Here is a 12,261-nt window from a genome sequence, read left to right as displayed (position 1 = left end):
CCTGCCGCAAATTGAGTTCGAGTGTTCGATCAGGAAGGTGGAGCAGAATTGCAACGCCCATTGCCCCTCACCCTTCCCGCCGCTGCGCGGCGGGCCCCTACCCTCTCCCCGCTGCGCTTCGCTTGCAGGGCGAGGGTGAAAGGCTCACCGGCGAGATGTGTGTATGCTCCACACCTCGCATCGTCACAAAGGTCATGAGATCATGTGGGGTACGATCGTACAGCAAACCTTCAATGCCCTGACCATCGGGGCGATCTATGCTTTGATCGCGCTCGGCTACACGATGGTCTATGGCGTGCTGCGCATGATCAATTTCGCCCATGGCGAGATGTTCATGCTCGGCGCCTATGCCGCTTTCGTGCTGCTGGCGCTCATGGTGCCGGACATCGGCGCGGCGGGCGCGCTGGCGCTGACGGCGGCCTTCTTCGGCGCCATCCTCCTCGTCGGCTTCGCCGGCGTCGGCATCGAGCGCCTGGCCTACAAGCCCTTGCGCCATTCGACCAGGCTGGCACCCATGCTGAGCTCGCTCGGCGTCTCGCTGTTCCTGGTGACCGGCGTGCAGATTGCCGCCGGGCCGCAGCCGCGCATGTTCCCGCATCTCTTCCCCAACCAGCGCTATGAGGTGCTCGGCGGATCGATCACCAGCGTGCAGATCGGCATCCTCATCGCCGCTTTCATCCTGATGCTGGGCCTCCATTTCTTCGTCAACCGCAGCCGCCTCGGCATCATCGTGCGCGCGGTCTCCGAAAGCCGCCCCACCGCGCAATTGCTCGGCATCAATGTGAACGGCGCCATCAGCCTGATCTTCTTCCTGGGCCCCCTGCTCGGCGCCTCCGGCGGCATCCTCTATTCGAGCTATTACGGCATCATGACGCCCACCATGGGCGCGGTCGTCGGGCTCAAGGCCTTCACGGCCGCCATCCTGGGCGGCATCGGCTCGATCCCCGGCGCGATGCTGGGCGCCTTCATCCTCGCTTTCGTCGAGGTCGTCGGCACTGCTTTGCTTCCGATCCTCACCAACGGCGCCATCGGCACTGAATATCGCGACGTCTTCGCCTTCGCCATCCTCATCCTCGTCCTCCTGTTCCGTCCCGCCGGTCTCCTCGGCGAAGCCGTCTCGGAAGAGAGCATGGTCTATAAGAGGGAGTTCTGATGGCATCGACCGTCCTGACCACCGCCCCGGCGCGGGCGCCGCGCTGGCTGGCCTTCCTGCTGATCGCGCTGGCGGCCGCGCTCATTGTCGCGACGCCCTTCCTGCCCAACTACTATATCCGCGTCGCCAACAGCCTCCTGATCTATATCCTGCTCGGCATCGGCCTCAACATCGTCGTCGGCTATGCCGGCCTCCTCGATCTGGGCTTCGTCGCCTTCTATGCGGTCGGCGCCTATACCTATGCGCTCCTCGCCTCGAACCAGCTCGGCATCCACTTGCCGCTGCTCGCCATCCTGCCCATCGCCGCGGTGATCGGCGCCGCCACCGGCATATTGCTCGGCCTGCCGGTGCTGCGCCTGCGCGGCGACTATCTCGCCATCGTCACGCTCGGCTTCGGCGAGATCATCCGCATCGTCATCAACAACATGGATTGGCTGACCAACGGCCCCAAGGGCATACCGGCGCTCGACCGGGCCGATATGCTCGGCATCTCGGTGGCGCGGCCTTCCGAGATCTTCTGGCTCCTGCTCGTCACCTGCATCCTGGCCGGCCTCGCCGTCTGGCGCCTGCAGAAATCGATCCTCGGCAAGGCCTGGGCCGCGATCCGTGAGGACCAGGATGCGGCAGCGGGCGTCGGCGTCAACACCACCAACGCCAAGCTCGCCGCCTTCGCCATCAGCGCCACCATCGGCTCGATTGCCGGCGTCATCTTCGCCGCCTCCCAGCGCTTCGTCAGCCCGGAAAGCTTCTCGCTGCAGGAATCGATCCTGATCGTGCTCCTGATCGTCATTGGCGGCATCGGCAACATCCTCGGCATCATCGCGGGCGCCGCCATCCTCATCCTCCTGCCCGAGGTCCTGCGCGAATTCGCCGAATGGCGCATTCTGTTCCTGGGTCTTCTCATGGTCGTCCTCATCATCATCCGTCCGGGCGGCATCGTGCCGCGCAGCCTGGGGCCGGATGTCCTGTTCAAGTCGCTGTTCCGCCGATGAACCTGGTCTTCGAAAACCTGCGCAAGCAATATGGCAGCAACGTCGCCATCGACGATGTGTCGGCGGTGTTCGAGCCCGGTCTGATCCATGGCATCATCGGTCCCAATGGCGCCGGCAAATCCACCCTCATCAACATGACGGCCGGCTCCTACACGGTCACCTCCGGACGCATCCTTCTGGGCGACCGGCAGATCAGCGGTCTCAAGAAATACCAGATCGCCGGCAGCGGCATTGCCCGCACCTATCAGAATATCCGGCTGTTCGACCAGATGACGGTGCTCGACAATCTCGAGGTCTGCTACTACGCCGATGACGCAGGGCTGGCCTGGAAGGAAGTCCTGTGGCCGCCTTATGCGAAGAGCCGCGAGGCCGAGCGCCACGCGCAATGCCGCAAGGCCCTGGCGCAGTTCGATCTCCTGCCCTGGATCTCCGAGGATGCCGGCAGCCTGCCCTATGGCCGCCAGCGCATGCTGGAGATCGCCCGCGCTCTGGTGCGCGATCCGAGCGTGCTGCTGCTCGACGAGCCGGCCGCCGGCCTCAACCACGCCGAGACCGCCGAGCTCACCGCCAGGCTCAGGGCGTTGCGCGCACCCCACCGCATCATGATCATCGTGGAGCATGACATGGATCTGGTGATGGCGCTGTGCGACCGGATCCTGGTGATGCATCACGGCAAGCTCCTGTTCCAGGGAACGCCGGCCGAGGTGCAGGGCAATACAGAGGTGCAACAAGCCTATCTGGGTACATCCAATGACATCGACGAGATCAAATCCGCTGCTCAGGATCGAAGGGCTAAGCTCGGGCTACGGGCACGCCAACGTTCTGGCTGATATCGATCTCGCGGTTCATCCCCACGAGATCGTCGTCATTCTCGGCCCCAATGGCGCCGGCAAGACGACTTTGCTCAATTCCATCTCGGGCGTCGCCACCATCACCAGGGGCCGGATCAGCTTCAATGACCGCGACATCACCGGCGCCAGGCCCGAGACCGTGGTGCGCGCAGGCCTCACCCATTGCCCCGAGGGCCGCCAGATCTTCCAGCATCTCACCGTCGAGGAAAACCTCGTCGCCGCCCATATCGGCCGCGGCCCGAAGAGCTTCGAAGCCTTGCGCGAGGAAGCTTTCACCCTTTTCCCCATCCTGAAGGAACGCCGCAACGGCATGGCGAGCCGCATGTCGGGCGGCCAGCAGCAGATGCTGGCGATCGGCCGTGCGCTGATGGCCGAGCCCCAGCTCCTGATGCTCGATGAACCCTCCCTCGGTCTCGCACCCAAGCTGGTCCATCAGATCTTCCGCATCATTCTCGATCTGTCGCAGACCGGCATCGCCATCCTGCTGGTCGAGCAGAATGTGCAGCTGGCGCTCGAATGCGGCGACTACGCCTATCTGCTCTCGACCGGCCGCTGCAAGCTCGCAGGCGATGCGCGCGAGATCGCCTCGCACAGCGCCATGAGCGAGCTCTATCTCGGATCGGCGACGGAAGAAAATCTGCATGTTTGAGATCGACTGGAAGACCCCGCATCTCTGGCGCAGGAATGCCGGGCTGCCCGGCAAGCGCTATCCTTCGCTCGACGGTGACGCGAATGTCGATATCGCCGTAGTGGGTGGCGGCTTCACCGGGCTTGCCGCCGCCATCGCCGCGGCGGGCAGCGGCAGCAAGGTCATGCTGCTCGAAGGCAATGAGATCGGCAGCGCCGCCTCCGGGCGCAATAACGGCCTTCTGATCTCGCATCATTCCAAGGCATCGCCCTCCGAGATCGAGGCGGCACTCGGCCCCGTTTATGGTCCGAGATACAATGCGCTCGTCGCCGAGGCGGCGCCGGTCGCTTTCGAGCGCATGCGCCGATATGGCATCGATTGCGATCAGGTCCAAAAAGGCTGGATCCAGCCGGCTCATTCCGCGCAGGCCCTGCAGCGCGTGCGCAAGTTCTGCAAGGAATGGCAGGCCTTCGGCCAACAGGCGACATGGCTCGATGCGGCGGAAGTGTCGGACGCGGTGGGCAGCCGCTATGAAGGCGGCTGGCTCCTGCACAATAGCGGCCATGTGAACCCCTATGCGGCGGTGCTGGGCTTTGCTGCGGCGGCGGCAAACCAGGGCGTCGATATCCGCGAGACTGCGCAAGTCACGGCGATCACGCGCAACGGCCCGCGCTGGCGCCTCACGACGGCGCAAGGCAGCGTCACCGCCAATCAGGTCGTGGTGGCGACCAACGCCCTGACGGGAAAATTCTGGCCCGGCCTCAACCAGGCGATGATCCCGATCCAGGTCTTCCAGGGCGCCTCGGCCCCCATCCCGCCCGCGCTGCGCGCCGCGATATTGAAGAACAATCCCGCCGTGTCTGACACGCGACGCGACATCCGCGCCTTCCATTACGATCGTGATTTCCGCATCGTCACGGGCGGCACCCACACGGTGTGGTTCAATGCCCGCGAGCGCGGCCTCGCCAGTTTGCAGCGCCGTCTCGCCATTGCCTTTCCCCAATTGGGCAACACGCCCCAGGTCGAGGACTATTGGGAAGGCGTGCTCGCCGCCGTGCCCGACCGCAAGCCGCGCCTGATGCGCCTGGCGCCCGGCATGCTGTTCGGCGGCATCTATTCCGGCCGCGGCGTTGCGCTGTCGGTCTCCTTCGGCGAGAAGATGGGCCTGTGGGCCGCGGGCAAGCTCGATGATGCGGCCATGCCGATACCTGTCACCGATCTGAGCCGCGTTCCCTACCATCCGGTCGCCGTCCAGGTGGCGCGGCGGATCCATGTCGTGCATCGGGTGCAGGACCGGCTTTCGTAAGAGGTCCTGTCACTCCTTGATTGCCCAGGCCTGATATTCGCCCTCGACCACGACCGTCCCCTCCACTTCCTTCTCGAAGCCCGGAAATTCCTTGCCCCAGTCCTGCAGCGCCCGGATGTAGGAGAGCCATGGCCCATCGCTCGGCCCGAAGCTCTCCCCCGGCAGGACGATCGGAATGCCGGGCGGGTAAGGAATGATGCCGACGCCGGCGACGCGGTTGGCGAGTTTCCCCACCGGCAGCAATTCGGCTTCGCCCGCCATCAGCATGCCATTGGCGCGGCGCGGCAGCATCACCGGCTTCGGCAGATTACAGAAAGCCTGTGCCTGCAGATGGCCCATGCGGTTCGCCTTCATATGCATGAACATCTTGTCGGCCAGGTCCCTGAGGCCCATGCCGGCATAGGTCTGGGGCGCCGTCGCCATCAGGTCCGGCAGGCATTGCGCGAGCGGGCGGTTAGCGTCGTAATCGTCCTTGAAGTCGAGCAGCACGCTCATCAGCGTGCCCCATTTGCCCTTGGTGATGCCGATCGAGAACAGGCACAGCACCATGAAGTCGGTGGTGCGCGACGGGATGATGCCGAAGTGGTGCAGATAGTCCGACAGGATCGGCGCCGGAATGCCTTTCCCCTGCATCTCGCCGTCATCGCCCATGCCCGGACAGACGATGCCGACCTTGATCGGATCGAGCATGCACCAGCCATCCGGCAGGCCGTCGAAGCCGTGCCATGTCTCGCCCGGATGCAGCACCCAGCAATCGGGATCGGTGGCGAGTTGCCTGGGATCGGCATCGGCGAAATCGACTTTCTTGGCCGCCTTGCGGTCTTTCACCTTGGGCGCGTTCCATGGCGAGAAGAACCAGTCCTTCTTGTTCGCGAATTCCCGCTGCGCCCGCGCCAGCGTCTGGCGGAAGGTGATGGCTTCCTCGATCACTTCGTCCGTCAGGGCCTTGCCGCTCGGACCGTCCATCATCGAGGCGCCAATCTCATTGGAGGCGATCAGCGAATAGAGCGGCGAGGTCGTCGCCTGCGCCATGTAGCTTTCATTGAAGCGGCTGTGCTCGATCGCGTTGCGGCCGTCGCGGACATGGATATAGGACGACTGCGACAGCGCCGCCAGCAGCTTGTGCGTCGACTGCGTCGAGAACACCGTCGGATCACTTGCTTTGTGCGACTTGGGATCGCCCCGCATGGCGAAGCGCTTCGCATAGATCGGGTTGAAGCGGGCATAGCCATACCAGGCTTCATCGAGATGGATGCGGTCGACGCTTTTGCCGAGCAGGTTTTCGACCTGCTCGGAATCATAGCACAGCCCGTCATAGGTGGAGTTGGTGACGACGGCATAGACCGCGTCCTTCTTCACCGCATGCTGCTTCAAGGGATGCGTGTCGAGCTTGCGGCGGATGGCTTTGGGGTCGAACTCCTCCGGCAGGATCGGTCCGATGATGCCATAGCGGTTGCGCGTCGGCACCAGGAAGGCCGGAATGCCGCCCGACTGGATCAGCCCCTGCTCGATCGATTTATGGCAGTTGCGGTCGCACAGCGCGAACTGGCCGTCGCCGACGGCGGCGGCAATGACGGCGCGGTTGGAGCCGGACGTGCCGGTGAGCCCAGAATAGCTGCGATGCGCGCCGAAGACGCGCGCCGCATAGGCCTCGGCCTCGCCGATCGGGCCTGAATGCTCGAGCAGCGAGCCGAGCCCGTCGCGCTCGATGCCGGTATCGGCGCGGAACAGGTTCTCGCCGAAGAACTCGAAGAAGACGCGCCCGGCCGGTGTCTTGGTGAAGGCGACGCCGCCCTGGTGACCGGGCGCCGCCCAGGAATATTCAGCCTGGTTGACATGATTGAGCAGCGCATTGGTGAAGGGCGGCAGGATGTTGCGCTGATAGCGCTGGATCGCCGCCATGATGCGGCTGGCGATGAAGGGAATGGTGTCGGCATGCAGCCACACATATTCATCCGACAGCTGCATCACCTCGACGGTGAGGCCCTCGCGGCTGGCCTGGTCGGCCATCAGCATGATCGGCACGATGGCGTTGCGGCTGCGGATGGTCCTGAGCAGGTCCAGCGCCTCGGCGCGGCTCCTGGCGTCCTTGCGCTCGCGCGTCCAGTCGATCAGGATCGCATCGATGGATGCGTCCGAGATGATCACCGAGCGGCCATCCGCGAAGCTCACCGCCTCGATGACCTCGATGTCGCGGGAGGTCAGCTCCTGCGCCAGCGCCCGCACCGCCCGGCCGCCGAGGCTCTTCGGCAGGGCCAGCTCCTCGTCGATGATGAGGACTTCGTGCTTCTGGAGCTTGATCGTGCGTTCAAGCATGACATTCCCTCAGTTGTACCGGATCGCCTCGGCCATCCGCGCCAGTTGCCGTGCGTGATCCTGCCCCTGGCATCGGATAGATCGAGTTTGTGAAGCCTTCCGCTCAATTAAACAAGAAGATGGTGCAACCATCCCCGTCAGCTTGACGCCGCGAGGTCCTGCGTGATTCAACTTATGAAGATAGCAATGCAACCTATTGATATAGCGCCCGATTCAGCAGTTCGACTTCCTACAGTCTCAGTGCCGCGGCAGCCACTTCTTCTCGATGCGGCAGACCATGGTGTAGGCCGGATCGTAGACATTGCCCACATCATAGCGGACAACCTGGCCCATGAGATGGCTCGCGGCCTGGGGGCTCAGGCGGTAGTCGCCGGTCAGCCAGTTGAACATGTCGGTCGTTGCATGCTGCAGCGCCTGGTCGAGCGGCCGCGCATTGCCGATGGAGAAGATGTCGGTGGCGCTCTCGCCGCGCGGCCAGACGAGCCTGCGGCCTTTTTCGACTGTGAGGCGCAATTCGACCTCGAAGCTGGTCTCGATGCCGGTGCCGACAATCTCGCCATCGCCCTGTGCCGCATGGCAGTCGCCGAGGAAGAAGAGAGCGCCCGGCACCGCGACCGGAAACCACACGGTGGCGCCTGGACCGAAGCCCCGATAGTCCATATTGCCGCCATTCTCTGCGCTCGTCGCGGTGGAGAAGGCCTGGCCACCGGCCGGCGCCACGCCGAAGCAGCCGATCATCGGTTCGAGCGGCAGGACGAAATCCTCGAGGCCCGGCACGGCGGGGTCGAGCGTCGCCGTCAGCCCCTGCCGGTCGATCCGCCAGTTCACCCTGTCCCGGGGCGGCAGGCCGCGGACGAATTCCGGGTCGACGACATTGCCGGCGAGCGCCGCGCGCGTCCAGCCGGTGGCACGGATCGGCGTCATGCGCACAATCTCGATTCTGAGCGCATCGCCGGGCTCCGCACCCGTCACGAAGATCGGGCCGTTCATCGGATTGGGCTCGGGCGCCCGCTGCACGCCGTCCTTGTCGAAGCCATGCGCATCGATCGTTTCGGTGATCACTGTATCGCCCGAGGCGACAGTGAGGGCGGCGGGCAAGGTGCCCAGCACATTGTGCCACCGGTCTGCGATAAAGCGATGTGTCGTCATGGTTCAGGGCGTAGCCGAGTGCGGCCATTCCGGCAAGGGCACCGGAAGTGGATCAGGAGGAGGGAATATGTGCTACTGACGGGCGGCCATCGGCCAGGAGGATGACGTGCAGCTCAAGTCAGACAATAGCGGAGATCCAAGTGCGGCGGAAGCCGCGGCCGAGCGATGTTCCAGAGCCAACGATCTCCTGAGGCAGAACAAGCCGCTGGAAGCCCTCACGGCGTTCGCTCAGGCTCTCGAGGCGGACAGGGACTGCGCCGTCGCGATCATCGGGATTACGCTGATTGCCGAGCGCCTGACCATCACGGGATATTCAAGGCCTCTTGATCGGTTGATCCTGCGCTGCCTGCAATCTCCCCATGGCAATCCCGAAGCCCTGACAAATCCGGCCGGGCGCTTGCTGCAGTTCAAATATGGGCTGCCGGACAGCCAATTCCGGTCGGAGCCCCGCATGCCCGGCGAAAGCGGGCTTGAGCATCTTCGCAAGGACGCCTTGCTGATCGCCTATCTGGATGCGACGATCAATCACAATCTGGCGCTCGAAGGCTTTCTCATATCGGTACGGACAGAGATACGGCGCAGATTCACGCAAGGCGGCCTCGGCGCGGAGTGGCTGCCTTTGACGGCGGCACTCGCCCTGCAGGCGCACAATAACGAATATGTCTGGGAGATTCCGGAGAGCGAGATCGACTGGCTGGACGCCACCGCCGAGCAGCTCGAGCGGTTGGCGGGCGAGGATATTACCGGGACGTCCGCGACATTGCACCTGGTCTTTGCGATGTACCGTGACCTTTGGGAGTTGCCGAAACTGCGCAAAGGCCTGCTGGAGCAGTCGGCCGATCACTGGCCGCCAGCCTTCCGCATTGCGGTCGATCGCACGCTCGGAAGACGCGCCAGGCAGATCCGGCTCGAGCCCTCGATACCGAGGCTGGGCGCCGCTGAAAAACCCGCATCGGCACCGGTTCGCCAGATGTATGAAGCCAACCCCTATCCGAGATGGCTTCATGTGACGCCGCCGGTGCGACAGCTGGATGCGAGTGAGATGCTGACGGCCCGATATCCTCATCTCGCGCCACTCGCGAAGAGCGACGGCCCGTTGCAGATCCTTATGCCGGGAATCGGCACAGGCCGGCTGGCCGTCTGGGCGGCGCAGAGATACCACGACGTGCGGATAACCGCCGTCGATCTCAGCATCCCAAGTCTCGCTTATGGGAAATACATGGCGGAGCGCTACGGCATTGCCAATATCGACTTCCAGCAGGGCGACCTGCTCACCCTTGAAGGTCAATATGACCGGATAGAATGCATTGGCGTGCTCCACCATCTTGAAAACCCGGAAGCCGGATTTGAAAGACTCGTTTCGTGCCTCAAGCCGGGCGGCGTCATGCAGATCATGCTTTACGCGGAAGCCAGCCGCACGGACATCTGGCAACTGCGGACCCGGTTGGGCGTTTCGGACAGCGACATACCCCTCGACGAAATCCCGCGCATCCGCGGCCGGGTCATTCGAAAAGGTGGAGATCTCGCCGCCTTCAGCGGGCTCGCGCGGCGGCCGGATTTCCACTCGACGAGCGGTTTCCGCGACCTCATCCTGCACGTGCAGGAAAGCACCTTCACGGTCAAGCGTCTCCGCCGCATGGTGGAGGCGGCGAGTGTGAGATTCATAGGGTTCGAGTTCGCGGCCGGGCAGGTGATGAATCTGTTTGGCGAGAGCGGCGCGGAACAGAAGTACCGCAAGGCTTTTCCAAGCGAGAGGACGCTCGGCAGCCTTTCAAACTGGGAGGCGATCGAGGCAAGCCACCGCGACCTGTTCGGCAACTATCTCTTCTGGTGCCAGAAACTGTAAGCCGGAGCGCATCCCCACCGCGCAGGACTCCCATTCCGTAAAGAGACTGGTCAGGGCAGAAGCCGTGAGCCAGGCTGCTGCGCCTGGCGTTCAAGCAATATTCCAAAGCAAGGAAGTGCCGTGACTCGATCTCTCAGCGAGGACTCTGCGACGGGCGAAGTTGATTCCTCTTATGCCTGGCTGCGCCTCGTGATCACCCTTGTGCTGGGCACTGTGGCCTGCGTCGGCAACTGGTCGGTGGTGGTGGTATTGCCGACCCTGCAGACGGAGTTCGACACGCTGCGGGGCGGCGCCTCCCTGCCCTTTACCTGCACGATGCTGGGCTTCGCCGTCGGCGGCGTCGCCATGGGACGCCTGGCGGACCGGCTCGGCATCGTGATGCCGGTGCTGATCGGCGCGGCATTGCTGTGCGCCGGCTATGTCCTGGCGGCGCTCACTTCCAGCATCTGGCAGTTCGCTTTGCTCTCGGGCGTCATCGGTCTGGGTTCCGCCGCGGGCTTCGCGCCCCTGATGTCGGACCTCTCGCACTGGTTCCACAAGCACCGGGCTCTGGCGGTGTCCGTTGCCGCCTCCGGCAGCTATGTCGCGGGCGCGGTGTGGCCGCTGGTGGTCGAGCATTTCCAGTCCGCCTATGGCTGGCGCGCCACCCATATCGGCATCGGCCTGTTCGTGCCCCTTGTCATGGTGCCGCTCGGCCTGGCGCTCACCCGCAAGCCGGCTGCCGCCAATTATGCCACCGCCGAGGCCGCCACCGAGGTGGCCCGCGCCAATCTTGGTCTTTCGGCGGGCCAGCTGCAGGGCCTGCTCGTCGTGGCCGGTTTCGCCTGCTGCATGGCGATGTCGATGCCGCAGGTCCACATCGTCGCTTATTGCGGCGATCTCGGCTACGGCGTGGCGGTGGGCACGCAGATCCTCTCGCTGATGCTGGGCCTCGGCGTGGTCAGCCGCTTGGGCTCCGGCGTGGTGGCAGACCGCATCGGGGCCGGCCCCATGCTTCTGATCGGCTCGCTGATGCAGGCGCTGGCGCTGCTGCTCTATCTGCTCTTCGACAGCCTGTCTTCGCTCTGGGTGATTGCGGGCCTGTTCGGCCTGTTCCAGGGCGGCATCGTGCCGATGTATGCGGTGATCATCCGCCAGTTCCTGCCGCCGCGCGAAGCCGGCACGCGCATCAGCCTGGTGCTCATGGCGAGCGTGCTCGGCATGGCTTTCGGCGGCCTGGCGGCAGGCTTCATCTACGACGCCACGCAGTCCTACCGGCTCGCCTTCCTGCACGGGCTGTTATGGAATCTGGTGAACCTGGCTCTGGTGGCCTGGCTGCTGGTCTGGCCGAAATGGCGGCCGCGCGGCCGCGCCGCGATGGCGGGCTGAGCGCTTAGACTTGGCGAACGCAATCGCGCGATGTGGGCGATGGCAGACGGGTCGCGCTTTGAGAGTCCGGCTTTGAGATGTCGGCGCCGATCCGGGCAAGCCTGAGTATCGGGGAAATTATGGTCCGTCCAGAAGTGCGGTTTCAAGCGCGCCCCTCCAGGGGAGCGTCACCCAGCCTCTCCGGTATCGCAAAGAAGATATGGACTGGCGGCGTCACTGGACGAACCACGCCGCCGACCATCACGGCGACGAGTGTTCCCTCGTATTTGAACATCGGGAAAGGGCCTCGAATTTCTTGAATGACCACCGGCTGATCGACGACGTAGCGCAGCAAGTCCGCGAATGTGCAGACGACCTCGTCACGATTGATGAGTCCGACGGCTGCCCGCGGCGATAAGCCCCCGCGCATGTGAGCCATGGCGTCGTCGATTTGCTCGGCTGCGTTGCAGAACAATCCTTGCAGCGCGCGTGGGGAGGGGTTCGCCAGGACTTTGCCCTCCTGGCCGAAAGCAAGAACTGCAATCGACGCCACGACGAGGCAAGAGGAAATCCAGCGGCGAACCGACAGCGGTGAAGCCCGACCGTCCAGCATTGTTGGAAGTCTCCTCAAAAGATGTTACTCATGCTGGCACTGCCCGAGCCCTTAGTAACG

General features: G+C 64.1%; 10 protein-coding genes. 7 read left to right on the top strand and 3 right to left on the bottom strand.

The window, feature by feature from the left end; all coding sequences use genetic code 11:
• Positions 1 to 202 precede the first annotated feature (202 nt).
• The 5 genes from DT068_RS09990 to DT068_RS09970 are packed head-to-tail and all read left to right on the top strand — an operon-like array spanning position 203 to position 4,930.
• Positions 203 to 1,153, top strand: a complete 951-nt coding sequence (locus DT068_RS09990; RefSeq protein WP_119389798.1) for a branched-chain amino acid ABC transporter permease — start codon at positions 203 to 205, stop codon at positions 1,151 to 1,153.
• Positions 1,153 to 2,145 carry a branched-chain amino acid ABC transporter permease gene (locus tag DT068_RS09985; protein WP_119389665.1) on the top strand — a complete coding sequence of 331 codons (993 nt, stop codon included), beginning with the start codon at positions 1,153 to 1,155 and terminating at the stop codon, positions 2,143 to 2,145. The genes DT068_RS09990 and DT068_RS09985 overlap by 1 nt, the downstream gene beginning before the upstream one ends.
• The gene (locus DT068_RS09980; protein ID WP_162914115.1) at positions 2,142 to 2,975 is read left to right on the top strand and encodes an ABC transporter ATP-binding protein; all 834 of its coding nucleotides are present in this window, start codon (positions 2,142 to 2,144) and stop codon (positions 2,973 to 2,975) included. The genes DT068_RS09985 and DT068_RS09980 overlap by 4 nt, the downstream gene beginning before the upstream one ends.
• Complete coding sequence (locus DT068_RS09975; protein ID WP_119389663.1) at positions 2,896 to 3,645, top strand: ABC transporter ATP-binding protein; 750 nt, start codon at positions 2,896 to 2,898, stop codon at positions 3,643 to 3,645. The genes DT068_RS09980 and DT068_RS09975 overlap by 80 nt, the downstream gene beginning before the upstream one ends.
• Positions 3,638 to 4,930: an NAD(P)/FAD-dependent oxidoreductase gene (locus DT068_RS09970; protein WP_119389662.1), complete on the top strand. Its 1,293-nt coding sequence runs from the start codon at positions 3,638 to 3,640 to the stop codon at positions 4,928 to 4,930. The genes DT068_RS09975 and DT068_RS09970 overlap by 8 nt, the downstream gene beginning before the upstream one ends.
• Before the next feature lie 9 nt (positions 4,931 to 4,939).
• Here DT068_RS09970 and DT068_RS09965 read toward each other — a convergent pair whose 3' ends face one another.
• Positions 4,940 to 7,246 carry an Orn/Lys/Arg family decarboxylase gene (locus DT068_RS09965; RefSeq protein WP_119389661.1) on the bottom strand — a complete coding sequence of 769 codons (2,307 nt, stop codon included), beginning with the start codon at positions 7,244 to 7,246 and terminating at the stop codon, positions 4,940 to 4,942.
• A gap of 237 nt (positions 7,247 to 7,483) precedes the next feature.
• Positions 7,484 to 8,395 (bottom strand): acetamidase/formamidase family protein, encoded by a 912-nt coding sequence (locus tag DT068_RS09960; RefSeq protein ID WP_119389660.1) that lies wholly within the window; start codon positions 8,393 to 8,395, stop codon positions 7,484 to 7,486.
• A gap of 106 nt (positions 8,396 to 8,501) precedes the next feature.
• Here DT068_RS09960 and DT068_RS09955 point away from each other — a divergent pair, with 106 nt between their 5' ends.
• Together DT068_RS09955 and DT068_RS09950 are read left to right on the top strand one after the other, a co-directional pair.
• Positions 8,502 to 10,241 carry a class I SAM-dependent methyltransferase gene (locus tag DT068_RS09955; RefSeq protein ID WP_119389659.1) on the top strand — a complete coding sequence of 580 codons (1,740 nt, stop codon included), beginning with the start codon at positions 8,502 to 8,504 and terminating at the stop codon, positions 10,239 to 10,241.
• Between the two features lie 120 nt (positions 10,242 to 10,361).
• Positions 10,362 to 11,609 (top strand): MFS transporter, encoded by a 1,248-nt coding sequence (locus DT068_RS09950; protein ID WP_119389658.1) that lies wholly within the window; start codon positions 10,362 to 10,364, stop codon positions 11,607 to 11,609.
• Between the two features lie 142 nt (positions 11,610 to 11,751).
• Here DT068_RS09950 and DT068_RS09945 read toward each other — a convergent pair whose 3' ends face one another.
• Positions 11,752 to 12,201, bottom strand: a complete 450-nt coding sequence (locus DT068_RS09945) for a hypothetical protein (RefSeq protein ID WP_119389657.1) — start codon at positions 12,199 to 12,201, stop codon at positions 11,752 to 11,754.
• Between the last annotated feature and the right edge of the window lie 60 nt (positions 12,202 to 12,261).

The sequence above is a fragment of the Taklimakanibacter lacteus genome (genome assembly GCA_003576695.1).
In the GTDB taxonomy this organism is placed as follows: domain Bacteria; phylum Pseudomonadota; class Alphaproteobacteria; order Rhizobiales; family Aestuariivirgaceae; genus Taklimakanibacter; species Taklimakanibacter lacteus.
Note: the sequence above shows the minus strand (reverse complement) of the source record. Positions and strands in the feature narration are given on the sequence as shown.

Coding starts and splice junctions, on each gene's coding strand:
- DT068_RS09990 (WP_119389798.1), top strand. CDS start 203: ATGTGGGGTACGATCGTACAGCAAACCTTCAATGCCCTGACCATCGGG.
- DT068_RS09985 (WP_119389665.1), top strand. CDS start 1,153: ATGGCATCGACCGTCCTGACCACCGCCCCGGCGCGGGCGCCGCGCTGG.
- DT068_RS09980 (WP_162914115.1), top strand. CDS start 2,142: ATGAACCTGGTCTTCGAAAACCTGCGCAAGCAATATGGCAGCAACGTC.
- DT068_RS09975 (WP_119389663.1), top strand. CDS start 2,896: ATGACATCGACGAGATCAAATCCGCTGCTCAGGATCGAAGGGCTAAGC.
- DT068_RS09970 (WP_119389662.1), top strand. CDS start 3,638: ATGTTTGAGATCGACTGGAAGACCCCGCATCTCTGGCGCAGGAATGCC.
- DT068_RS09965 (WP_119389661.1), bottom strand. CDS start 7,246: ATGCTTGAACGCACGATCAAGCTCCAGAAGCACGAAGTCCTCATCATC.
- DT068_RS09960 (WP_119389660.1), bottom strand. CDS start 8,395: ATGACGACACATCGCTTTATCGCAGACCGGTGGCACAATGTGCTGGGC.
- DT068_RS09945 (WP_119389657.1), bottom strand. CDS start 12,201: ATGCTGGACGGTCGGGCTTCACCGCTGTCGGTTCGCCGCTGGATTTCC.